Here is a 22,263-nt window from a genome sequence, read left to right on the forward strand (position 1 = left end):
TCTGGCTTGTCAGGCAGGAGAACCGGAGTGCGGCGGCGCTGACTCCTACTCGTGCTTGCTGGCACTGCGGCTAAACGGCCTGCCGCACTCCGCTCTCACCTACAACGATAGACCCTTATTTGACACAAGCGGCTTCAGCCGCGACGGGCGTTCCCGGTGGAGCCCGTCGCGGCTGAAGCCGCTCCTACGGCGCATGTTCCATCGTGCGTGGAGGCGCTCTTCAATCGCGCTCGGGCCGCAGCAGCCAGCGCAGGTGCGCCTTGAGCTGGCGGCCATGCTGGTGGAACCAGGTGCGCTCGGCGCGCCAGTCGGGGAAGCGCGCTTCCACTTCGTGCCAGAACGCCGGCGAATGATTGGCCTGGATCAGGTGGCAGAGTTCGTGCACCAGCACGTACTCGAACGCCGAGGGGCGTCCCAGCACCAGCGCCAGATCCAGCGCCATGCTGCCGTCGGGCGCCAGCGAGCCCCACTGCGAGGACATGACCTTGTAACGCACCGCACGCGGGGCGCGCGGCAGCGACGGCAGGTACCGCGGCAGCCAGCGGCCGACGTCGGCGCGCGCCTGGGCTTCGTAGAAATCGCGCAGCGCGCGGCGCAGCGCCGCGTCGCCGCCGCGTGGCGGCAGGTGCAGGTGGGCCACGCCGTCGGCGACCTCGATGCGCGCGTAGCGGGCGTCGTGCCAGGCCACCGGCAGCGACTGCCCGCGCAGCGGCAGTTCGCCGGCCTCGCCCGGGCGCAGCGGCGTCAGCGTCTCGGCGGCGACATAGCGCGACAGTTGCTGCGCCAGCCACTGCCGGTTCTCCAGCAGGAAGCGCTCGCCGGCGATCAGGCTGGCGCGCAGCGGCAGGGTCAGGCGTGCGCCGCGTTCGTCCACGCTGAGCTTGATGCGCCGCGCGCGCGGATCGCGCACGCGCAGCACCTCGACCTCGCGCTCGTCCAGGCGGAAGCAGACGAGGTCGCGTTCGACGGCCGCCGGGGGCGGCGCGATCAGGCGACGGAGCAGATCGGGCATGGGCACAGCATACCGCCGGCGCGGGTGCGCACGGTGACAGCCGTGTGCGGCCGCCTGCGCCGCGGCATCAGTCGGCCTTGCTCAGCTTCAGCGCCGCTTCCAGCAACAGGAACAGGCGCCGCACTTCGGCGCTCATCAGCGCGAAGCGCGCGTCCAGTTCGGCGCGCACGCCGTCCTGGTCGGCATGCTCGAGCTGGTCCAGCGCACCGTCGAGGAACTTCAGCTTGCGGATCACCAGATCGTCGCCGAGCACGAAGGACACGTGGTCGTCGAGCACCAGCGCCAGCTTGGTGACCTGCTTGCCGGCTTCCAGGTGCTTGTCGATCTCGTCGCAGCGCAGCTCCTGGTGCTGGCACTTGACCACCGCGCCGCCTTCGATCGGATCCTTCATCTCGCATTCTTCGCCCAGGCTCAGGCCTTCGGGCAGCGGCTCGCCGGCGATCCAGCCGGTCAGGATCGAGCGCGGCGCCACTTCGGCGTTGAGCGGCAGCGCCGGGAAGCTGCCGAGCAGGCCGCGGATCTCCGACATCACGTTCTCGCCGGTCTTGCGGCTGGAGGTATCCACGGCGACGTAGCCGTGCTGCAGGTCGAGCATGGCGTCGGTGCGCGAGGACTTGACGAAGGCGCGCGGCAGCAGCTCGTGGATCAGGTCGTCCTTGAGCCGCTTGCGCGCGCGGCCGCCGGGGCGCCGGCCTTCCTTCTCCTCGATCTCGGCGACCTTGCGCGCGAGCAGGTCGTTGACCACCGAGCCGGGCAGGATCTTGTCCTCGCCACCGACGGTCAGCCACAGGAAGTCGGCGATGCGGTGCGAGAGCGCTTCCTGCTCGTCGCGGCCGAACGGGGAGATGAAGCCACGCGAACTCATTTCCAGCGGGCCGACCGACTTGAGCTGGGCCTCCGGCAGGAGCGTTTCGACCTCGGAGAAATCGAGCGTGGTGGGGAAGCGGAACAGGGTCAGATTGCGAAAGAACATCGAGCATCCAGCGGAAGGAAACGGAACGGTCCGGCGGCATGCGCCGGGGAGCGGTGGCCATTGTCGCATCGCGCCCGCCCCGGCACCGCATCGGGCGGTTCAGCGAGATGGATCAGCCCAACGGGTCGTCCGCCCAGGCGCCGGCCGTGGCCGCGCCGCCGAGCGCGGCGAAGTCGAACAGCGCGCGGTCGGCCAGTTGCGCCGGATGCACGTTGCCCAGCGCGCGGGCGATCTGCTCCACGCGCCCCGGATGCTCCCGGTCCCACTGCTGCAGCAGTTGCCCGACCTGGCGGCGCTGCAGCGTCTCCTGGCTGCCGCACAGCGTGCAGGGGATCAGCGGGAAGCCCTGCGCCTGCGCGTAGGCGGCGATGTCGTCCTCACGCACGTAGGCCAGCGGCCGGATCACCACGTGGCGGCCGTCGTCGCTGCGCAGCACCGGCGCCATCGCCGCCAGCTTGGCGTGGAAGAACAGGTTCATGAATAACGTGGCGACGATGTCGTCGCGGTGGTGGCCCAGCGCGATCTTGGTGATGCCGTTCTCCGCCGCGTAGCGGTACAGCGCGCCGCGGCGCAGCCGCGAGCACAGCGAACACAGGGTCTTGCCTTCCGGCACCACCCGGGTGACCACCGAATAGGTGTCCTGCTCGATCACATGCCAGGGCACGCCGCGCTGGCGCAGGTAGGCCGGCAGCACGTCGGCGGGAAACCCCGGTTGCTTCTGGTCCAGGTTCACCGCCACCAGCTCGAACGGCACCGGCGCCTTGCGCTGCAGCTGCAGCAGGATGTCGAGTAGGGTGTAGCTGTCCTTGCCGCCGGACAGGCACACCATGACCTTGTCGCCGGCACCGATCATGCCGAAATCGGCGATGGCCTGGCCGACCTGCCGACACAGGCGCTTGCCCAGCGCCGCGGCGTTGCGGGCGGCAGGCGGTGCGGGATCGGCGAGCGGGTGCAGCGGCGGCAGGGGCAGGGGCGAGGTCATCGGCGGTAGTGTAGTCGGCGCGGCCGGCGCAGCACCGCGCGGTCGGCGTTGCCGGTCATTCCAGTTCCGCCACCTCGACCGTCCCGAACGTGCTGGTCAGGCGGGCGATGACGGTGCCGAGGCAGCGCAGTCCCTCGCGGGTGTTCGCGCAGAAGAGCAGGCCATCGGCGGTGCACCACATCATCGCGTCCGGCATCGGTCGTGCCAGCGCGGCGGTGGCGCCGGCATCCCCGTCGCGTGCGTCCGCATCTTCCACGCCCGGCAGCTGGCCGATGGCATGCCGTACCTTTGCTGGATCGGCGTCGGCAAACGTCAGGCAATACTCATATCCCATGTGCTGCTCCGATTCGGGGCGGTGCCTAGCGGCGTGCGACGTCACCGCTTCGCGGATGCGATGCCCCGGCACAGCCGACACGCCAATTTCGTAGTGCTGATGTTCGGTCGGAATGGGCCTTCGTACACCGTCGAGTCTTACGCGCCGACGCCGACCGGGTCTTGGGTCAGCGTACCGCCGCGGCGCCGCGCGCGGCTCCACGCCTCCGCTACACCGGACGGAAACGCGGCCCGCGGCCTACAAACATCCACACCGACGACAGCGTTATGGCGTCGTCCCCTGGTCCGTCGCAACGGAGATGGATGTGTGCGTCATCAGCGCAAACAGTTCGGCCACCCGCTGCTCGGAGATGCCTTCACGCTGTTCGACTGCGAGCGGGTGCGCGGTCGGCTCCAGTTCGATCCATGGGCGAATGCCGTCGTTGCGCAGATGGACCTGCGTCTTGAGGCCGGCGGTCTCCGGATACGGCGACAGGCGTGTGTTCAGCCAGCCGAAGAACGGCCCCACATGCGCACGCTGCGGCTGATCGAAACAGTTGACCCACTGCAGGTAGCTGGCTTCGCTGAGCGAGACCCACACGCCCCAGGAAAACGGTTCGGCGTGGCCATGCACGGGGATCTCGATGCAGCCGCGGACGAAGAAGTGAGCCTCGTCGATCACACAATCGTCCGAGCCCAGCTCGCAGCGGGTGGCCCGCTGCGCCTCCGGAATCAGCGCATAGCTCAGCGGCGCCGCCACGCTGAAGCCGGGCATGCCTTCGTGGACCTGATCGCAGGCGCTGCAGGTGAAGCGGAACGTCATGGTTGGGGTCGAGGCGGCAAGAAGGCTGGCCAGTGTAGCCGCCTGCGGCATCGCCAGCCTCGGCGCGCGGCAGGCATCCGGCGCCCCTGTTTTTGTCGTCATGCCGTGCCGGGACCGGCCCGCTACACTCGCCACTGGTCACCGACGCAAGGTCGCCTCATGTTCAAGAACCTCATCCCCAAGATCTTCTACGCGCGCATGCAGGACGGGCTGGATTTCTTCGTCGGCGGCCTGGGATTCCAGGTGCTGTACCAGGACGCCACGATGGCGGTGATCGCACGCGACGGCGCCAAGGCCTATCTGGTGGAGAACGCCGAGTGGGCGGCGAAGGACCGGCCGGAACTGGGCATCGAAACCGACAGCATCGACACGATCTATGCGGAGTTGTCCGCACGTGCACCGCAGTGGCTGCATCCGAACTGCCGTACCGTCGCGCTCAAGCCCTGGGGCGCACGCGAGTTCGCGATGCTGGACCCGACCACGGTCTGCGTGGTGTTCCGCGAGTGGCCGGCGCAGCCGTAAGCGACAGCGACCCCTGAGCGAACTGCGGATCGCGCATGCGCAAGAAACAGGATCTGCCGGAAAAGCCCTGCCTGCATTGCGGCCGGCCGTTCCGCTGGCGCAAGAAGTGGGAGAAGGTCTGGGACGAGGTGAAGTATTGTTCCGACCGCTGCCGTGGCGAGCGCAAGCGCGTGCGCGCGCCGGAGGCGCCATGAGCCGGGTCGTGCGCTGGCGCACCGCATGCCCGCGGGCGTGCCGCGCTGCATGAGTCCGGTGCCATCCACCGCCCAAACCCTGCGCCTGGTGCTCGGCGACCAGCTCGATCCCGAGCACGCCTGGTTCGACGTGCGCGATCCCGGCGTGGTGTATGTGTTGATGGAAGTGCGGCAGGAGACCGACTACGTCCTGCACCATGCGCAGAAGATCCTGGCGGTGTTCGCCGCGATGCGCGATTTCGCCCGGCACCTGCGCAGCGCCGGCCACCGCGTGCGCTACGTGGCGATCGATGACGCCAGCAACCGCCAGTCCATCCCCGCCAATCTCGGTGCGCTGATGGCGCACTACGGTGCGCAGCGCCTGCAGTACCAGGATCCGGACGAATGGCGTCTGGACCAGCAGCTGCGGCAGTGGGGCGCGGCGCAGGCCTTCGTCGTCGAGGCGGTGGACAGCACGCACTTCTACACGCGCCGCGGCGAACTGGCGGACTTTTTCCGCGGGCGTGGGCAGTGGCTGATGGAGCACTTCTACCGGCACATGCGCAAGCGCCACCGGATTCTGCTGGCGGATGACGGCACACCCGAGGGCGGGCAGTGGAACTACGACCATGACAATCGCCAGCCCTGGCATGGCGAGCCGCCGCCACCGCCCGATGCGCGCCCGACCCACGATCACCGCGCGCTGTGGGCCAGCATCCAGGCCGCCGGCGTGGACAGTTTCGGTCAGCCGCAGGCAGAGGCGGTGCGCTGGCCGCTGAACCGGGCCGAGGCGCTGTCCTGCCTCGATCGCTTCATCGTCGACGCCCTGCCGCATTTCGGCCGCTACGAGGATGCGATGAACACGCGCAGTCCGCGCCTGTTCCATTCGCAGCTTTCCTTCGCCCTCAACACCAAGATGCTGCGGCCGCAGGAAGTGGTGCAGCGCGCGCTGGCGGCCTATGGCGCTGGCGCCGCGCCGCTGGCGGCGGTGGAAGGTTTCGTGCGGCAGATCCTCGGCTGGCGCGAGTACGTGCGCGGCATCTACTGGGCGCACATGCCCGGCTATGAAGCGCGCAACGCGCTCGGCCATGACACGCCGCTGCCGGCCTGGTTCTGGACCGGCGAGACACACATGCGTTGCCTGCAGCACGCCATCGGCCAATCGCTGCAGGATGCGTACGCGCACCATATCCAGCGGCTGATGGTCATCGGCAACTTCGCCCTGCTCGCCGGCCTGGATCCGGCCGCGGTGCACCGCTGGTACCTGGGCGTCTACATCGACGCGTTCGAATGGGTGGAACTGCCCAACACCGTCGGCATGAGCCAGTTCGCCGACGGCGGCCTGCTCGCGACCAAGCCCTACGTCAGCAGCGCGGCCTACATCGACCGCATGAGCGACTACTGCCAGGGCTGCCGCTACGACCGCAAGCAGAAGACCGGCGCGCGTGCCTGCCCCTACAACGCGCTGTACTGGGACTTCTTCGCCCGGCACCAGGACACGCTGGGGCGCAATCGCCGCCTGGACATGGTCTACCGCCAGCTCGGCAAGCTGCCGGCCACGCAACTGCAGGCCCTGCGCGCGCAGGCGCAGCAGTTGCGCGAAGGTCTGGACACGCTGTAGCGCGGGCCAGGCGCCTCGCGCGCATCCGCAGCCGCCGGATGCGATGCAGGAACGTGCCCTGCGACGCACCCAAAGCGTGCCGCGCGCCGCGCATCTGCACGCTGTCGCATGCGCGGCGCACGCAATCGCGCGATCTGCTACCTGCGTTCTGGCCGATCGACACGCGCTCAAGCACCCTATGCCGCCGGTCGGCGCAGGCCGCCGGTTGCACTCGAGGTGTCAGCGACGTGGATGACAGTCGGATGACTGTCGCGCGTCGTGTTGTTCCCCCGCAACCCTATCGAGCATGATCATGACCACGACGTTCTCCCTCACCACCAGCGCACGCGCACTGGGTGTCCTCTCCCTTATGACCGCCGCCACGGCGATCGCCGCCGTCCCCGCGGCGCCGCAATGCAGCGTGCCGCAGGCCTGGGCGCTGCCGACCGCGACCACCGTGGTCGGCACCGGCACGCAGGCCAGTTGCACCGCCAGCGCGCTGGCCACCGCCGCGGCGCAGGGCGGCTACATCACCTTCAACTGCGGCACCAAGCCAACCAGCATCGCCGTCGCGCGTTCGATCACCATCGCGGCGACCACGCCCACGGTGATCGACGGCCAGGGCAAGATCACCCTGGACGGCCGCCAGTCCGCCCGAATCCTGCTGGTCAACGCCGGCAGCGCGCTGTCAGTGCGCAACCTGAAACTGCAGAACGGCAGCTCCGTGCAGCCGGCATCGAACCAGGCCTACGACCCGGGCACCTGGGGTGGCGGCGCGATCAAGGTCGGTTACCGCGGCAAGCTGGAAGTCATCAACAGCCAGTTCCTGGCCAACCGCAGCAGCATCGGTGGCGGCGCCATCTTCGCCGGCAGCGATGCCGAGGTGACCATCGTCCGCAGCGGCTTCTACAAGAACAGCTCCTGGCTCGGCGGCGCGCTGTACACCCAGCTCAGCCGGCTCACCATCGTCGGCTCGGAATTCGCCAACAACCAGGCGATCAATGCGCCGCAGGGCTTCCCCGATGCCGGCAACTTCGGCGGCGGCGGTGCGATCGACACCGACGGCGCATCGCTGGCCGGCTATCTCAAGGGTGGCGTCGGCAGCGGCGGCACGCTGGCGGTGTGCGGCACCGTGGTCCGCAACAACGTCGCCGCCAACGGCTCCGGCGGCGCCACGTTGTGGGCGTACGCGCCGGACACCATCGACGTGAAGTACTCCACCTTCGCCAACAACGTCGCCACCGGCGGTCCGGGCGGCGGCGCGCGCATCAGCATGGGCTTCACCGACACCTCGCATGCCGGCACCGCCATCACCACGCCGGGCACCATCAACGTCGCCGAGACCAGCTTCCTGTCCAACAAGGCCCAACAGGGCAACGCCGGCGCGCTGTACCTGGATTGCTACGGTGCCTGCGATGTCAGCAACAGCACCTTCTACGGCAACTATGCGAAAGGCGTGGGCGCGGCCATCCAGCATGTCGGCTGGCAGCCGGCCAACGGCGACCAGGGCAGCCCCAGCGTGCGCTTCAACAACGTCACCTTCGCCGAAAACACGCCGTGGGTGACGCTGTTCGGCGACAAGTTCGACCTCCGCAACAGCATCCTGTACTCCAAGACCGAGCGCGTGTTCTGCAACAACCAGAGCAACACCGGCAACAACCTCATCGAGTACTCGGCCAAGGGCGCAGTCTGGCCGAACGCCTGCCTGGCCGCGGGCAACGTGAAAGCGGCCGATCCGCTGCTGTCGGCCCCGGCCAGCAACGGCGGGCCGACCCTCACCCAGCTGCCTGCGGCCAACAGCCCGGCGCTGAATGCCGGCAGCAACTGCGCCGCCATCGACCAGCGCGGCAATCCCCGCAATACCGCCGTGTGCGATCTCGGCGCGGTGGAGGTCAAGTAGGCCGATTCACCGTCATTGCGTGCATGGCACCGCGCGGTCGCGCCGGCTTGACCGGTGCGGCCGCGCGTCCGTCGCCGGGATGAGGAGCGTGTGCGGCGACGTCGCTTGCTGCGCGGATGCGGCACTACGGCACCAGGCGGCGCGACTGTGCCGTCATGCCGCACCACGCGCAGCAGACCAGTCCTCGCTGCATGCGGCCGCCACGTTGAGCGATCACGCCGCGATTGTGCGCTCTACATGCGCCGCCGCTCGTCCGGTGCGCCTGACGATGTGCGCCAGGCGGCGGCCGACGCCGCGCAGACCTCGCCGTTGCAGGCATGACGTGCGTCGCGATGTGCGCCAACAACGCCGTTCGCGCCTGACGTGCGCGCTGCGGACGATACGGTGGCGTATCTGCTTTCCTGGGCATCGGCGGTGCCGCGCGGTGATGCGACGCCACCGACGTCTGCGCCTGCGACTTTCCGGATTTGGGACCTGGGTCGCTCGCTGGGGGTCAAGTTCGCGGGACCGAGACCGATAGAGGTACCCCCCCTCGCGAGTCCCCCCCACGATGCACTTCTTTCACTCCTTCAAGGTGAGTCAGCGCCTTGCGCTGTCGTTCGGCCTGCTGATCGTACTGCTTGGCGCTTCCTCTACCTTGGCGCTCTACCAGTTCCACAACGTGCGCCAGGCGGTCGACAAGATCGTCCACGAGAACAATCTGAAGACCGAACTGCTGTACACCATGCTGCGCAACAACATGAGCGCGGAGCGCTACCTGCGCGACATGATGCTGTCGCCGGCCGACAAGCGCCCGGCGCTCGCCGCGAAGATCCAGGAGATCCGCGTCGACAACGATCGCCGTCGCAAGGCCCTGGACGCCCTGCCGGGCACCGCCGAAGGCCTGGCCATGCGCAAGCAGATCCATGACGCGCAGGCGGCCGCGCGGTCGGTCAACAGCCGGGTGCTGGCGCTGGCCAGTTCCGGCGAGATCGAGGCGGCCAAGCAACTGCTGTACGGCGATGCGGCGCCGTTGCTGGCGCGGCGCGTGGAGGTGATCCAGAACGCGGTCGATCTGCAGATCCGGCAGAACGCGCTCAGCTCCGAGCAGATTCAGGCGGCCCTGGTCTTCAGCAATCGTGCCCTGATCGGGTTCGGCCTGCTGGCGGCGGTGCTCGGCGCGACCTTGAGCGTGCTGATCACCCGCAGCCTGGCCGGACCGCTCGGGCGCGCAACCGAAATCGCCGAATCCATCGCCCAGGGCCGGCTGGACCATCGGATCCCGCCGCAGCCAAAGGACGAGACCGGCCGCCTGCTGACCAGCATGGACCGCATGCAGGCGCAGCTGCAGGCGGTGATGGCGGCGCAGTCGCAGGTGGCCAGGCACCACGAGCGCGGCGACGTCAGCCAGCGCATGGACGAGCAGGCGTTTCCCGGCGAATACGCACGCATGGTGCGGGAGAGCAATGCATTGCTCGACATGCACGTGAGCCTCCAGCAGCGCCTGCTCGAGATCATGGGGCGCTATGCGATCGGCGATCTGTCGCAGGACATGGATCGCCTGCCCGGCGAGCAGGCCGCGCTCACCGAGACCATGGATCAGGTCAAGCGCAATCTGTCGGCGATGAATGCCGAGATCGGGCAACTGGTCGACGCCGCGGCCGCCGGCGATTTCGCCGTGCGCGGCGACACCGCGCGCTTCCAGTACGACTTCCGCGGCATGGTCGAGGGCTTGAACCAGTTGATGGCGACCACCGACGGCAATCTGCAGGCCCTGTCCAAGCTGCTGCAGGACATCGCCAGCGGCGACCTGACCACGCGCATGGAGGGGCAGTTCCAGGGCGTGTTCGCGCAGATGCGCGAAGATGCCGATGCCACCGTGGCCCAGCTGACCGGGATCGTCGGCCGTATCCAGCATGCGTCCGGGCAGATCACCGGCGCCGCCAGCGAGATCGCCGCCGGCAACACCGATCTGTCGCGTCGCACCGAGCAGCAGGCCGCCAGCCTGGAGGAAACCGCCGCCTCGATGGAGGAACTGACCTCCACCGTGCGCCAGAATGCCGAACGCGCCAGCCAGGCCAATCAATTGGCCATCGGCGCGACCGCGGTGGCGTCGCAAGGCGGCGCGGTGGTGGCGCAGGTCATCGACACGATGAACGGCATCCAGACCTCGTCCAGGCGGATCGCCGACATCATCGGCGTGATCGACGGCATCGCTTTCCAGACCAACATCCTTGCGCTCAACGCCGCGGTGGAGGCGGCGCGCGCCGGCGAGCAGGGCCGCGGTTTTGCCGTGGTCGCCAGCGAAGTGCGGGTGCTGGCGCAGCGCTCGGCCGAGGCCGCCAAGGAGATCAAGCAGCTGATCGACGAGTCGGTGAGCAAGGTGGACGCAGGCTCGTTGCTGGTCAACAGCGCCGGCAGCACCATGCACGAGATCGTGGTCAGCGTGCAGCGCGTGACCGACTTCATGACCGAGATCTCAGCCGCCTCGCAGGAGCAGTCGAGCGGCATCGAACAGGTCACCCAGACCATCACCCACATGGACCAGGCCACCCAGCAAAATGCCGCCCTGGTCGAAGAAGCCTCGGCGGCGGCCCAGGCGATGGAGGAGCAGGCGATCCAGCTCAGCGATGCGGTGAAGGTATTCGTCCTGTCCGGCGGCAACGGCGACCTGACGGCGCGGAGCCAGGCCAAGCCCTTGGGTGCGGCCGGTACCTCGACCTCGCGGCGCGGTCCGCGTCAGGTGGCACCGTTGCTGGTCGAACACGCCTGCTAAGGACGTTGAGACGGCGCGCGCTGCTGACCGCAGCGCGCTCGCCACGCCTCTCCCCGCGTTTCCCGGGGAGAAGCGTGCACGGCGTAGGTGCGCAGGAGCGCGGCCCATGGTCGCGGATGCTGTTTCATGGAAACCCCGTTGCCCGTCGGGCCTTTATCGCCTGCTGTTCCGTCGTGTGCAGCGTCGCTGGTGCGCCAGCGCGAGTGCAAGACGAGGTCAGGCAAGCCTCTGGTAGCCGGGACGCGCCTGTATCAACAGTCAGCCAGTGCGTCGGCGCCCGCGCCTGCAAAGCACGCGGGCGATGCGCGGATCCACCACGACGCAGAGACCTCCTGTGACCCCTCCCGAGGCGCTGCAGCGACTGCTGACGTGTGGAATCATGGAGGTTCCCCGAAAGCGCGCAGATGCTGCCATGAACGAATCCGACGCCTACGTGTACGACGAGATCCGCAAATGGGTCTGGTCCGGGTTCTACTCCCAGGACGAGATCCAGGAGATGATCGAGGATATCCTCGAAGACGACTGCGACGAGGCGATGCTGCGCGCCTCGGTCGCCAGCCAGTGGCAGGCCAAGCAGCAGGCAGAACAGACCTGGCCGACGCAGACCGATTGCGACCGGCTGGATGCGCTGTTCGAGCAACTGCACGCGTCAGGCATCTGCGCCCTGGCCAATGCCGGCTACACGATGTCCGATGGCCACGTCGAAGTGAACCAGGCGGTGGCCGACACGCCGGACAGGCGCTACCACGGTTACTGCTTCTATCACGGCCAGGACATGGAGCGCGCCATCGACGGCGGTGGGCTGATGCTGGCCTTCGGCGATCTTGAAGGACGCGAGGACGCAGACCTGGCGGTCGGCCAGCAGGTCGCCGCGGCGTTGCGTGCGGCCGGCTTCACCGTGGACTGGGACGGCACGCCGCGCAAGCGCATCGATCTGCCCGGCTTCGTCTGGCAGCGTCGCGCCGACTGGGAGTGACGTTCCAGCGCGGCGTGGGCAGCGGCGGGCTGCGGGACGCCGAGGCGCTGGCTACAATCGCATGCTCATGCCTGACCGCGCCCCGCTGCGCGCGCGGAAGGCGTTTGACGGAGAGGCGTTTCATGGAGCGGATGCTGTATCGCAATCGCCGCGGGTCGCGGCACGTAGCCGGCAGGCACCATGCGCCGCGCGCGGCCCTGCTGTTGGCCACCGCGTTGCTGGCCGCCTGTGCCGGTGCGCAATCTTCTTCCCCCTCGATCACCCCTGCACACACGGAGCGGACCATGTCGGAGATGACGCCAGAGCACCTGGCACAAGGCGTAGTACGGTTGATCCTGGCGATCGGCGGCAGGCAGGACCTGGTCGCCGCGCAGGTCGCGGCGCAGACCGGTCTGCAGGTCGAGGACGAGGGCGGGCATGCGTTCAGCGCGTCCGGCACGCTCGCCGGCGGTGGCGGCTACACGCTGGAATCGGTCGCCGATGCCGATGCTGCGCCGCCGTCGCGGCTGGACCTACGCTTCACGCCCGCGCCGGGCGCGGCACCGGCGCAATGCACGCAATCTTTGGTCGGGTATCGCCAGGCGCTGGTCGCGGCCGGCTTCGTGCCGCGCTGGATCGCGCCGCCGCGTCAGGGCAGCGCCGGCCGCTGGCATTTCGAACGCGGCGCGGTCGCCGTGTACGCCTTCCTCGGCAAGGACGCTGGCGAACACGACGCGCAGGCGTGCGTGGAGATGCTGCAGATCCTGGTCGACGCCTGAGGAGAGCGGAGATGGCACACGACGACGAACGCCTGAAGGGCATGGTCGACACCTTCGCGCAGGCACATCCGAAGGAAGGCCAGGCGCTGCGGCAGATGCTGGACAACACGCCGGAGCTGCGCGCGCGGGTGGAACAGGCGATCGGGCAACAGCAGCTGTCCGGCTTCGCGCCCAGTCCCGAGGCGGGTACCGGCTCGTACAGCCCGCGCACGGGCCAGATCGAGTTGCCGATGGACGTGCTGGCCACGGCGAAGATGAACGCGCCGCGCGACGATTCGGCCAACACCGCCCGCATCGTGCTGGGCCACGAGATCGGCCATGCGATCAACAAGGCCGCCATCGACCGCAGCGATGCCGCGTTCGCCGCCAAGGTCGACGGCATCGCCGCCTCGCCCTCGCCGCACGACTACACCGCCACGCTCCAGGCCTACGAGCAGGAGCAACGCACCCGCGAGGCCAAGGACGAGATCGCCGGGGTCAACACGCTGGCCGACTACGTCACCCGCACCAATCCCAAGGCCACGCTCAAGGACCTGTACAACGCCAGCAGCGAGATGGCGAGCTACATCGACAAGCAGGGCGTGGGCAGCAAGGCCACCTACACTCCCAAGGATGGGCTGAGCTTCGGCAAGGACCTGAAGATCGACGCCGACAATCCGCGCAACGTGGAGGCGATGGGCAAGCTGTTCTACGACGCGCGCGGCTATCCGCAGAACTATGGCGAGCGCGCGCTGGCGCAGATCGCCGATGCCGAGGACCGGGCGCAGGCGCAGCATCCCGAGCGCACGCCGCCGGCGGTGCATGCCGACCTGAAGGCGGTCGGCATCGATGCCGCGCAGGTGCCGCGCGATGTGCTGCCGGCGGGATTCCGCGATGGCTCCGCACCGGCGCCGACACCCGAGCCGCCTGCGCCGCGCGCCAGCGAGCCGACCGCCGCGCCGGGTGCCGCCGATCGCGCCCTGCACGAGCGGGTCCGCAGCGGCGTGGCCCAGGCCGAACAGGCGATCGGCAAGGGTTGGGACGACAACAGCGAGCGCATGACCGCCAGCCTGACCTTGCTGGCCAGGCAGAACGGCTTCAGCGAGCGCGACCAGCTGGCAGTGGGCTTCAACCGGCCCACCGCCGCGCACCAGGGCGGCGAACTGGCGTTCGTGTACCGCAACGGCGGCGACGTTTCGCCCGATCCCTACGCCAACCGCGCGCACATGCCCACCAGCGAGGCGATCGCGCGGCCGGCGCAGGAGACCTACCAGCAACTGCAGCAACTGGGAGCGCAGCAGGGGCAGGGGCAGGCGCAGCGCCAGGCACAGGAGCAGGAACAGGCGCTGCAGGCCTCGCAACAGGGCCCGACGCGGACCGATCCGCCGCAGGTGCTGAGCCGCTGAGCACAGTGGCCGGCGGGATGCGCCCAGCGCCCGCTGCCCTTGCGTCGCGCCATGGTCGCGGCAGGTCGCGGCCATGGCATGCGCTTCGCGCCGCCTCCGCCGAGGCGGAAGCGCGGCGCCATGGCGCGTGGAGTCGCGCCGGGATTACGGCTGCCAGACCAGGTTCTGGGTCTTCGGATCGGCGGTGACCTTCTCGACCTTGCCGGCGCCGTCGAAGGACACCTGGAACTCGTTGAAGCTGTCGAGCCAGTAGCGCCATAGCGGCGCGTCCAGGCTCGGGTTCTCGCTGGTGATCGGATAGCCCAGCGCCATCAGCACCTGCTCGCGGGTCATGCCCTTGGTCACGCGGTTGGCGGCGATCGCCTCGCGGATCTTCGGCGGGTAGGCCGCCAGCTTCGCCGTGGGATCCTGCGCGACCACGTAGCGCTGGGCGAAGGCCTCGTTGCCCAGGTCGCGGCTGTAGTCGTTGCCGATCGACTGCTTCTTGCGGTCGATCAACACATTGACCGGTAGCGGCCGTAGCCGGTCACCTGCACCGGCGTGCCGGCCGGGATCACCCGCTTGCCGTCTTCGGCGTAGTTGCTGTCGCTGATCCAGCTGCCGTCGCTGCGCATGTTGCAGCACAGGAAGCCGGAGAACTTAGCATCGGCCGCCGCGGCCAGCTGCGGCAGGGCCGCCGCCAGGGCGAGGGCGAGAACGAACGGGGAACGGAACGAACGCATGGCTGACTCCTTTCGGCGCGGCGATCCTGCCGCGGGTGGCACGAGGGTGGGAGGGCACCGCCTCCGCCGCGGCGCCCGCGCGCATTGTGCCGGCTGGCCTGCACCTGGGATAGCGGCGCGTTGCACGGTGACGGCGGACCGGTGGCCTGTGTATGCTCGAACCTCGTGGACACCCTGACGCCCGCCGAGATCTCCCTGCGCATCGACGCCCTGCGTCGGGAGCACCGCGCGCTCGACGAACAGCTGCAGCGCATCCCGGCCAATCTGGACGACGAGCTGGAAGCCAAGCGGCTGAAGAAGCGCAAGCTGCAACTGAAGGACTGCATCCTGCGCCTGGAGCATCTGCTGATCCCCGACGAACCGGCGTGAGCGCGGCGACCTTCTTCAGCGTCGGCCATTCCACGCGCAGCCTGGAGACCTTCCTGCAGATCCTGAAGGGCGCCGGCGTTACCCGGCTCGCCGACGTGCGCGCCTTTCCGTCTTCGCGGCGGTTCCCGCAGTTCGACGGCAGCGCGCTGGCATCGGCGCTGGCCGCGGCGGGCATCGCCTACCGGCACTTCCGCGCCCTGGGCGGACGCCGCGGCAGGCAGCCGGGCGTCGATCCGCAGCGCAACGGCCACTGGCGCAGCGTCAGCTTCCACCACTACGCCGACTACGCGCTGGGCGCCGAATTCGCCGAGGCGCTGGCCGAGTTGCAGGCCTTCGGCGAGGACGGTGCGTGCGCGGTCATGTGCGCCGAGGCCTACTGGCGGCAGTGCCACCGCCAGATCGTCTGCGACCACCTGCTGCACCATGGCCATCCGGTGGTGCACCTGATCGATGTCGGCCGCCAGGAGCCGGCCACGCTCAACCCGGCTGCGCGCAGCGACGCGCAGGGGCAGTTGGTCTATCCGCCCGATGCGGCGGCTGCGGGGCCGCGCACCGGAGATCTGTTCGACGCCTGAGCCGCGCTTCCATGGTCGCTGCGTCAGGGTGTCCGCCGCGTCGCCACGCGCCGGGATTCCACTGCGGGTCGCGCCACGCGCTGCGGCGTCAGACTCAGTCCTGCGGAACCGACGGCACCGCGATCGCATTGCTGCGCGGCGTATCGTCGGTGCTGACGAGCGTGGTGGTGCCCTGTTCGCTCGCTCCGTCCTGGTTGGCGGCAAGCAGGCGCAGAGGCTGGCCGCGATAGCGGTACTCCAGTGCCTGCTGCAACTGGTCCAGCCGCGCCACCCGTGCGCACAGCGCCTGCGCCTTGGTTTCGATGCCCTTGCTGCGCGCATCCAGCCGCGCCTCGAGGGCGGCGTCCATGCGGTCGGCGCGTTCGGCGACGGCGTCCCCACGGCCCGTCATGACCTGCCAGAGCACGTGACGGGTGATGCTGCCCACGAAGCTTTCCGCGTGCGTCTCGACATAGTCCTCGAACCGGTCGTCGAACGCCTCCTGGTCCCAGCGCCCCTTGCCGAGCGTGCCGTCGACGTAGGCATTGGCGTGCGTGCGCAGCCGTTCGATCTTGCGCGCGTTGCCGGCACTGCCGGTCAGCATCTCCACAACGGAACCCAGCACGTCGTAGCTGAGATCGACCACCTCGTGAGAGAGATCGGCCACCTGCGGCATCAGCGCGCGGGTTTCGCGTTCCATCTCCAGCAGCCGCTGCGCATCGGCGTCGCCGATCTGCTGCACCTGGTGATCCACGCTCAGTTCGCCGGCATGGAAGAAGATCTCGCGTGGTCCCTCGCCGTCGCGGGTGAGCCAGATGCCGCCGCTGTCGGCCAGCACGTTGAACGGCGTGCTCAGGCCGCACTGGCGCGAAGACACCTGCGGCCGATGGTCGTGCTTGCCGTCGCCGCTGTCTTCGCCCTGGTCGGCCCACGCGGGCCCGCTGGAGGCGGCAAGCAGCAACAGAGCGAAAAGAGGAGCTGTGCGCATCGCCGGAACCCGCAGCAGGGAGTTTCAAGCATGCTCGGGCCGCACCGGCCCCTGGGTCGCGTGTCGGAAGTCACTGTGCCGCGGCGTCAACCGCCGCGCCGCAGTGATACCAGGGCGCCCTTCTGTTTGGCGCGTCGCCACGCGCCAGGATCTCACCGCATCACGACGGCAAGTGCGGCGACTGCCGCTTCAATCCTGCGGAACCGGCGGCTCCTCGACCTTGGCCGCTTCCGGGCTGACCCGTTCGATGGTGTGGCGCAGCTCGCGACCAAGGATGAACTTGGCATCCTTTGCCCACGCATCCAACCGTTCGTCGAACACCAGCTTGCTGTTCGCGTCCGGCCACACCAGCTTCAGTTCGCGCAGCTTCTGGATGAAGCCGCGGAACAGGGTCTTGTCGAAGAACTCCGGCGCCGCCGGTGCGTACAGCAGGCTCAGGCGTTGCGCGGCCTGCTGGCACAGGCTCTCCAGTTCGCCGGCGCCGAGCTTGCCCGGGCCGTTCTTCACCAGGACCGAGATGGCGATGTAATAGCGCTCGAACGCCTGTTGCAGCGAGTGGCCGATGGCGCGCAGGCGGAACACCTCGTCGGTCTGGCCGGTGTTGCGCGCCAGCACGCTGCCGTCGTCCTCGGCGAGCTGCAGCAGCAGGCCTTCGCGCACGAACACCTCGATGGTGCGTTCGATGCGCTCGGCGAACTGGTCCTCGCTCCACGGCAGGAACAGTTCCGCCTGCAGGAACGGGTACACGGTGCGGCCCAGCCGCAGCAGGCCGGCGCGGCTCATGCGGCGGTTGTTCTGGAAACAGCACGCCACCCACGAGGAGGCGGTGAACAGGTGCAGCACGTTGTTGCGGAAGTAGCTCAGCAGCACCGCGTTGTCGCCGTTGACGCTGAGCACGTCGCCGAGCGGATGCGGCGTGCGGGTGAGCACGTTGATCTCTTCGGCGTGGGCGATGATGCGCTCGGGCGAATGCGGGGTCACCGTGACCCGGTCCGAGTACGGCAGTTCCGCCAGCAGCTTCTTGCACAGTTCGATCTGCGCGATCAGGTCGGCCTCGCCCATGGCGTGCTTGGGCGTGGACAGCAGCGCCAGCGCCAGCAGGTTGACCGGGTTGACGTCGGCGGCGGCGTTGATGTGCACCTGGATCTGCTGCGCCAGCGCATCGACGGTGCCGTTCAACCAGGCCGGTTTCTCGTCCTCGCCCAACGGCTGGCCGTCCCATTCCGGCGCGCGCTGCGCCAGCACCTGGCTCAACGGAATCGGCTCGCCGAAGTTCACCACCACCTGGCCGTAGTTCTGCTTGAGCACCTTGGGGATGCCCCACAGCAGCGCCCAGATCGATTCCTTCTCCTTGGGCCGGCCGCTGAGTTCGTCGAGGTAGCTGTTGCCTTCCATCAGCTTCTCGTAGCCGACGTAGATCGGCTGGAACAGCACCGGCTTGCGCGGCTGGCGCAGGAACGCGCGCAAGGTCATCGCGATCATGCCGCCCTTGGGCTGCAGCAGGCGGCCGGTGCGCGAGCGTCCGCCTTCGACGAAGTACTCGATCGAGTAGCCGCCGGCGACCAGTTGCGCCACGTACTCGCTGAGCACCGCCGAGTACAGCGCGTTGCCCTTGATCGAGCGGCGGATGAAGAACGCGCCGCCCTTGCGCAGCAGGGTGCCGACCACCGGCAGGTTGAGGTTGATGCCGGCCACGATGTGCGGCGGCACGATGCCGCGTTCGTACAGCAGGTAGGACAGCAGCAGGTAGTCCATGTGGCTGCGGTGGCTGGGCACGTAGATCACTTCGTGCCCGGGCGCGGCGTCCTTGAGCTTGTCAAGGTGGTGGACCAGCACGCCAGCGTAGATGCGGTTCCAGACGTGGGTAAGCAGGAAGCTGGCCGAGCGCACCACCGGGCTGGAATAGTCGGCGGCGATTTCCCAGGCGTAGGCGTGCGCCTTGCGCCAGGCGTCCACCGGTTTGCTGTTGTCGCGCTTGGCCTGCGCGGCGATGGCCTCGCGCACCGGCTCGGCGGCCAGCACCTGGTCCACCAGCAGGCGCCGGGTCGACAGGTCCGGGCCGATCACCGCCTCGCGGATGCGCCGGAAGTGGGTGCGCAGCACGCGCTGCAGCTTGCGCACGGTGCGCTCGGGCGGCAGCCCTTCCTCCACCGTCTGCCGCATCGACACTGGCGGGGCGAAGCGCACGATGGTGCTGCGGCCGTTGAGCAGCACGCCGAGCAGGCGCCGGAAGCTGCCCACCAGCGCCCAGTTTTCCGAGAACAGCACGGCGAACCAGCCGCTCTGCTTGTCCGGGGCGCGGCCGACGAAGATCGACACCGGCACCAGGTGGATGTCCAGGTCCGGGCGCTCGCGGTGCGCCTGCAGCAGCTTGGCCAGCGAATCGGAGTGGGTCTTGGCGCCGCGCTGCTCCGGCAGCAGCGCGTGGTTGCTGCTGCGCCGGGACAGCGCCAGGTAGGCGCGCTTGCGGCCCAGTGGGTCGCCGGGCAGCGGCACCAGCGGCGAGGGCAGGCCGGATTCGCGGCAGGCCTTGTCCAGGATCAGCGCGTTGGACAGGCCGTAGTCCTCCAGCACGTACACCACCGGGCGGCCGTCGTTGTACTGGCCCGGCTCGGCCGGTTCGATCTTCAGGCCCAGCCAGGGATCGGCCAGGCGCCCGAGCAGGCGCGCCCACAGCGGCCCCTTGGCCTGGCGCGCGGCTGGTGCGGCCACGGGCAGGGTGGAAGGGACGACGGTCGAAGAGGGCGCGGCGCCGGGGTCGGCGGGGGGCGCGTCGGCGGGCGTACGTGCCGCGTCGGCCGCGCGTGCGGCCGCGGCGTCGTCGGGGAACGGGAGGGGATTCTGTTCTGGCATCTGGGCCATTATCGCTTAGCCGGCGGGACGGGGTCGGCGGCGGGTGCCGCGGCCGCGGCGGCGGTGCCGGCGCTGGCCGCCAGCAGCGCATCCACCTCGCTGAGGGTGTCGCGCAGGTACCAGTGCCCGTCGCGGCGCACCAGCACCGCGGTGGTGTCGATCTGTTCGCCGTCCAGCGGGTACTGGATGCGCACCACCGCCTGGTCGCCCTGCTGGTTGACCAGGCCGGTGCGCAGCGCGCCGGCGCTGGCATCCAGGTCCAGGCCGTAGTCGGCCAGCACCGCCTTGAGGTCGGCCAGGAACGGGCCCAGCCGGCGCAGGCTCTCGTCCATGCCCAGGGTGCGCAGGTCGGCATCGCTGCGCACGCCGGTGCGGCGCGCGCCCGCGCACAGCCGCGCGAGCGCCGCCTGGGCGCGCTTGCGCTCGGACAGCGGCGCGCGCGCGGCCCAGGCGCTCAGCGCCTGCACCAGTTGCACGTAGTGGCCGCGCTGTTCGGGCGTGTAGTGGCCCTGGTTGCGCAGGAACTGCACGCCGAACAGGCCCAGCGAGTGCGCCGCCTGCTTCAGGCTCGCCGCCTGGCCGCCGAACTGCGCGTCGAAGGCGCGTTGCAGCTGGCGCTCGGCGTCCGGCGCGGCGAGGGTGTCGAGCACCTCGGGCAGGCGTTCGGCCAGCGGCAGCTCGGTCAGCGGCCAGCGGCTGCGGTCCTCGCTCCAGGCCTGTTGCAGGCGCTGGTACTGGGCCGGCGGCACCGCGGCGCGGGCGTAACCGAGCAGGTCGTTGCGTTGCAGCGCGTGCGCCAGCGTGCGCACTGCGGCCGCCGGCTCGGCGCTGGCGCCGGGCAGTTCGGCGGGCGTGCGCTTGCATCCGCCCACGGCCAGGGCGAGCATCGCCAACAGCAGGACGCACAGCGCGCGCGAGGAGATGACCCGGGTCGGGCAGGACGACATACGATGCGGGCTCGTTCCCCAAAACGTCCCGCATCTTGCTGGGCGCGGGCGATTCCGGCAAGCCGGGCGGGGCGGCGGTGCGGGGACGACCGGCAGGCAGCCAGGGGGCTGGGCTTGTCGCGGCGGGACATTTCATGACCCGGCGTTGGGCTGTCGGGACAGGCATGTCGGCGTATGGCCAGATGTGCCAGTGGATTGCGGATGTTGCAATGCATCATGTAACCGCTTGCAGTTGCTGCTAACGTCCGCCCACCTCGATTGAGGCGGTGCTGGCCGGGGGACCCAGTGCGATATTCGTCAGAGATCATCCGAGTGCTCGGTCACGGTGGCGCGCGCCGCTGCGCCTGGGTGTTGTCCGCAGTCCTGTACGGACTTGCGATGACGGCCCCGGTGCAGGCGCAGGACGGCCGCCTGCCGCCGCGTGCGCAATGGCAGGCGTCCAGTTCCTCCAAGCAGGTCAAGGCGCAGGCGATCGGCTATCTGATCGACGGCGACGCCAGCACCCGCACCGCCGGCGCCTTCAGTCACGGCCACTGGTTCCAGATCGACCTGGGCCGCGCCGCGCAGGTCGGCGGCGTGCGCCTGCAATGGGACACCTCCAATCCGGAAGGCTTCCTGCTGCAGACCTCGCGCGATGGCCAGCGCTGGGACACGGTGTACACGATGGCCGATTCGCTGGGCGGCACCGAGACCGTGTTCTTCGCGCCGCAGCTGGCCCGCTACCTGCGCCTGGCTGCGCCCGCGCGCAGCGCCGACTGGGGCGTGTCGATCTACGAGATGGAGCCGCTGGGTGCCGGCGCCGTGCAGTTGCGTGGCGTGTCCGCGGCCGACGCCGCGGCGCTGTGGCAGGGCGGTGCCGCGGTGGCGATGCCGGGCACCGGCGCGCAGGCGCGGCAACTGGATATCGCCTTCCCGCGCGCGTTCGACAGCGCCGGCCTGATCGTCGAGTTCGCCGGTGCGCATGGCGCGGCGCAGCTGCAGGCGCAGGACGCCGCGGGCCGCTGGCGCACGCTGGCCGACGATCCGCAGGCCGGCGACAGCGAGAGCGCCTACCTGGCCGGCACCGCGCCGCTGCCGGTGCGCGCGCTGCGCCTGCGCGTCGACGCCGCGCCCGGTGGCGTCGCGCCGACCCTGGCGCGCCTGCGCCTGCTGGGGCCGAAGGCGGTGATGACGCCGATGAAGCGCTACCAGGTCGCCGCGCAGCGCGGCGCCACCCGCGCGTTGTTCCCGGCCTCGCTGCACATGCAGCAGACCTACTGGACCGCGGTCGGCATCCACGCCGGCCGGCAGAAATCGATCTTCGACGAGTACGGCAACCTGGAGGCGTGGAAGGGCGCGCCGCTGGTGCAGCCGCTGTGGCGCGACGCCTCCGGCACCGCCGCCGGCGCCGACGGCCATGCGCTGACCCACGCCTTGCGCGACGGCTGGAAGCCCATGCCGTCGGTGCGCTGGTCGCCGCAGCCGGGGCTGGAACTGCGCAGCGAGACCTTCGCGATCGAACGCGACGGCCAGCCGGTGACGCTGCTGCGCCATCGCCTGCGCAACACCGGCACCACGCCGGTCAGCGGCACCCTGTCGCTGCTGGTGCGGCCGATGCAGATGAATCCGCCGTGGCAGAACGGCGGCCTGTCGCCGATCCACGACGTCGCCGTCGACGGC

At 69.6% G+C, this 22,263-nt stretch carries 19 protein-coding genes and 1 pseudogene; 11 read left to right on the top strand and 9 right to left on the bottom strand.

Annotation, left to right across the window (positions count from 1 at the left end):
• Window positions 1-220: 220 nt before the first annotated feature.
• The 5 genes from CEK68_RS18915 to CEK68_RS18935 form a co-directional block, all read right to left on the bottom strand.
• A complete protein-coding gene (locus CEK68_RS18915; protein WP_152240315.1) occupies window positions 221-1,012 on the bottom strand; it encodes a SprT family zinc-dependent metalloprotease in 792 nt (263 codons plus the stop codon).
• A 67-nt stretch (window positions 1,013-1,079) separates the two neighbouring features.
• On the bottom strand, window positions 1,080-1,985 hold the full coding sequence (locus tag CEK68_RS18920; RefSeq protein WP_017907953.1) for a recombination-associated protein RdgC: 906 nt from the start codon (window positions 1,983-1,985) through the stop codon (window positions 1,080-1,082).
• A 112-nt stretch (window positions 1,986-2,097) separates the two neighbouring features.
• Window positions 2,098-2,967 carry a tRNA 2-thiocytidine(32) synthetase TtcA gene (gene ttcA / locus CEK68_RS18925; RefSeq protein WP_152240316.1) on the bottom strand — a complete coding sequence of 290 codons (870 nt, stop codon included), beginning with the start codon at window positions 2,965-2,967 and terminating at the stop codon, window positions 2,098-2,100.
• A 55-nt stretch (window positions 2,968-3,022) separates the two neighbouring features.
• Window positions 3,023-3,382, bottom strand: coding sequence for a hypothetical protein (locus CEK68_RS21330; RefSeq protein ID WP_226977964.1), 360 nt, complete (start codon window positions 3,380-3,382; stop codon window positions 3,023-3,025).
• Window positions 3,383-3,565: 183 nt separating this feature from the next.
• On the bottom strand, window positions 3,566-4,102 hold the full coding sequence (locus tag CEK68_RS18935) for a DUF2199 domain-containing protein (RefSeq protein WP_148828619.1): 537 nt from the start codon (window positions 4,100-4,102) through the stop codon (window positions 3,566-3,568).
• Window positions 4,103-4,261: 159 nt separating this feature from the next.
• On the opposite strand from CEK68_RS18935, the gene CEK68_RS18940 reads away from it, so the two are divergent.
• From CEK68_RS18940 to CEK68_RS18975, 8 genes are all read left to right on the top strand, one after another.
• Window positions 4,262-4,624, top strand: a complete 363-nt coding sequence (locus CEK68_RS18940) for a hypothetical protein (protein WP_017916661.1) — start codon at window positions 4,262-4,264, stop codon at window positions 4,622-4,624.
• A gap of 35 nt (window positions 4,625-4,659) precedes the next feature.
• Complete coding sequence (locus CEK68_RS18945) at window positions 4,660-4,818, top strand: DUF2256 domain-containing protein (RefSeq protein WP_017912123.1); 159 nt, start codon at window positions 4,660-4,662, stop codon at window positions 4,816-4,818.
• A gap of 49 nt (window positions 4,819-4,867) precedes the next feature.
• A complete protein-coding gene (locus CEK68_RS18950; protein ID WP_152240317.1) occupies window positions 4,868-6,418 on the top strand; it encodes a cryptochrome/photolyase family protein in 1,551 nt (516 codons plus the stop codon).
• Window positions 6,419-6,704: 286 nt separating this feature from the next.
• Entirely contained in the window at window positions 6,705-8,297 is a 1,593-nt protein-coding gene (locus tag CEK68_RS18955; protein WP_152240318.1) for a choice-of-anchor Q domain-containing protein, read from the top strand.
• A 550-nt stretch (window positions 8,298-8,847) separates the two neighbouring features.
• Complete coding sequence (locus CEK68_RS21435) at window positions 8,848-11,052, top strand: methyl-accepting chemotaxis protein (protein ID WP_152240319.1); 2,205 nt, start codon at window positions 8,848-8,850, stop codon at window positions 11,050-11,052.
• A gap of 412 nt (window positions 11,053-11,464) precedes the next feature.
• Window positions 11,465-12,028: a hypothetical protein gene (locus tag CEK68_RS18965; protein WP_152240320.1), complete on the top strand. Its 564-nt coding sequence runs from the start codon at window positions 11,465-11,467 to the stop codon at window positions 12,026-12,028.
• The gene (locus tag CEK68_RS18970; RefSeq protein ID WP_226977965.1) at window positions 12,025-12,786 is read left to right on the top strand and encodes a hypothetical protein; all 762 of its coding nucleotides are present in this window, start codon (window positions 12,025-12,027) and stop codon (window positions 12,784-12,786) included. Before CEK68_RS18965 ends, CEK68_RS18970 begins: the two co-directional genes overlap by 4 nt.
• Window positions 12,787-12,797: 11 nt before the next feature.
• On the top strand, window positions 12,798-14,171 hold the full coding sequence (locus CEK68_RS18975; RefSeq protein WP_152240321.1) for an XVIPCD domain-containing protein: 1,374 nt from the start codon (window positions 12,798-12,800) through the stop codon (window positions 14,169-14,171).
• 144 nt (window positions 14,172-14,315) lie between these two features.
• Here the strand turns inward: CEK68_RS18975 and bamE are convergent.
• Window positions 14,316-14,893 (bottom strand): annotated as a pseudogene (bamE, locus tag CEK68_RS18980) (outer membrane protein assembly factor BamE).
• 165 nt (window positions 14,894-15,058) lie between these two features.
• Between bamE and CEK68_RS18985 the strand changes: the two are divergent.
• Together CEK68_RS18985 and CEK68_RS18990 are read left to right on the top strand one after the other, a co-directional pair.
• Window positions 15,059-15,262, top strand: a complete 204-nt coding sequence (locus CEK68_RS18985) for a DUF465 domain-containing protein (protein WP_017908896.1) — start codon at window positions 15,059-15,061, stop codon at window positions 15,260-15,262.
• Window positions 15,259-15,837 carry a DUF488 domain-containing protein gene (locus CEK68_RS18990; RefSeq protein ID WP_152240322.1) on the top strand — a complete coding sequence of 193 codons (579 nt, stop codon included), beginning with the start codon at window positions 15,259-15,261 and terminating at the stop codon, window positions 15,835-15,837. Before CEK68_RS18985 ends, CEK68_RS18990 begins: the two co-directional genes overlap by 4 nt.
• Window positions 15,838-15,931: 94 nt before the next feature.
• On the opposite strand, the gene CEK68_RS18995 is transcribed toward CEK68_RS18990, so the two are convergent.
• From CEK68_RS18995 to CEK68_RS19005, 3 genes are all read right to left on the bottom strand, one after another.
• Window positions 15,932-16,777 carry a DUF2884 family protein gene (locus tag CEK68_RS18995; protein WP_152240326.1) on the bottom strand — a complete coding sequence of 282 codons (846 nt, stop codon included), beginning with the start codon at window positions 16,775-16,777 and terminating at the stop codon, window positions 15,932-15,934.
• A gap of 216 nt (window positions 16,778-16,993) precedes the next feature.
• A complete protein-coding gene (gene plsB, locus CEK68_RS19000) occupies window positions 16,994-19,666 on the bottom strand; it encodes a glycerol-3-phosphate 1-O-acyltransferase PlsB (protein ID WP_152240323.1) in 2,673 nt (890 codons plus the stop codon).
• On the bottom strand, window positions 19,666-20,604 hold the full coding sequence (locus tag CEK68_RS19005; protein ID WP_152181492.1) for a hypothetical protein: 939 nt from the start codon (window positions 20,602-20,604) through the stop codon (window positions 19,666-19,668). The genes plsB and CEK68_RS19005 overlap by 1 nt, the downstream gene beginning before the upstream one ends.
• A 378-nt stretch (window positions 20,605-20,982) precedes the next feature.
• Between CEK68_RS19005 and CEK68_RS19010 the strand changes: the two genes are divergently transcribed.
• Window positions 20,983-22,263, top strand: a 1,281-nt coding sequence (locus CEK68_RS19010; protein WP_193314257.1) for a discoidin domain-containing protein, incomplete at its 3' end; no start/stop codon positions are given.

This window comes from Xanthomonas sp. LMG 12461 (assembly GCF_009192935.1).
Taxonomy (GTDB): Bacteria; Pseudomonadota; Gammaproteobacteria; order Xanthomonadales; family Xanthomonadaceae; genus Xanthomonas_A; species Xanthomonas_A sontii.

What these genes read in the sequence shown, in the direction of transcription:
- CEK68_RS19005 (WP_152181492.1), bottom strand. Translation starts at nt 20,604, where the DNA reads ATGTCGTCCTGCCCGACCCGGGTCATCTCCTCGCGCGCGCTGTGCGTC.
- plsB (WP_152240323.1), bottom strand. Translation starts at nt 19,666, where the DNA reads ATGGCCCAGATGCCAGAACAGAATCCCCTCCCGTTCCCCGACGACGCC.
- CEK68_RS18920 (WP_017907953.1), bottom strand. Translation starts at nt 1,985, where the DNA reads ATGTTCTTTCGCAATCTGACCCTGTTCCGCTTCCCCACCACGCTCGAT.
- CEK68_RS18955 (WP_152240318.1), top strand. Translation starts at nt 6,705, where the DNA reads ATGATCATGACCACGACGTTCTCCCTCACCACCAGCGCACGCGCACTG.
- CEK68_RS18975 (WP_152240321.1), top strand. Translation starts at nt 12,798, where the DNA reads ATGGCACACGACGACGAACGCCTGAAGGGCATGGTCGACACCTTCGCG.
- CEK68_RS18940 (WP_017916661.1), top strand. Translation starts at nt 4,262, where the DNA reads ATGTTCAAGAACCTCATCCCCAAGATCTTCTACGCGCGCATGCAGGAC.
- CEK68_RS18950 (WP_152240317.1), top strand. Translation starts at nt 4,868, where the DNA reads ATGAGTCCGGTGCCATCCACCGCCCAAACCCTGCGCCTGGTGCTCGGC.
- ttcA (WP_152240316.1), bottom strand. Translation starts at nt 2,967, where the DNA reads ATGACCTCGCCCCTGCCCCTGCCGCCGCTGCACCCGCTCGCCGATCCC.
- CEK68_RS18945 (WP_017912123.1), top strand. Translation starts at nt 4,660, where the DNA reads ATGCGCAAGAAACAGGATCTGCCGGAAAAGCCCTGCCTGCATTGCGGC.
- CEK68_RS18965 (WP_152240320.1), top strand. Translation starts at nt 11,465, where the DNA reads ATGAACGAATCCGACGCCTACGTGTACGACGAGATCCGCAAATGGGTC.
- CEK68_RS18935 (WP_148828619.1), bottom strand. Translation starts at nt 4,102, where the DNA reads ATGACGTTCCGCTTCACCTGCAGCGCCTGCGATCAGGTCCACGAAGGC.
- CEK68_RS18915 (WP_152240315.1), bottom strand. Translation starts at nt 1,012, where the DNA reads ATGCCCGATCTGCTCCGTCGCCTGATCGCGCCGCCCCCGGCGGCCGTC.
- CEK68_RS21435 (WP_152240319.1), top strand. Translation starts at nt 8,848, where the DNA reads ATGCACTTCTTTCACTCCTTCAAGGTGAGTCAGCGCCTTGCGCTGTCG.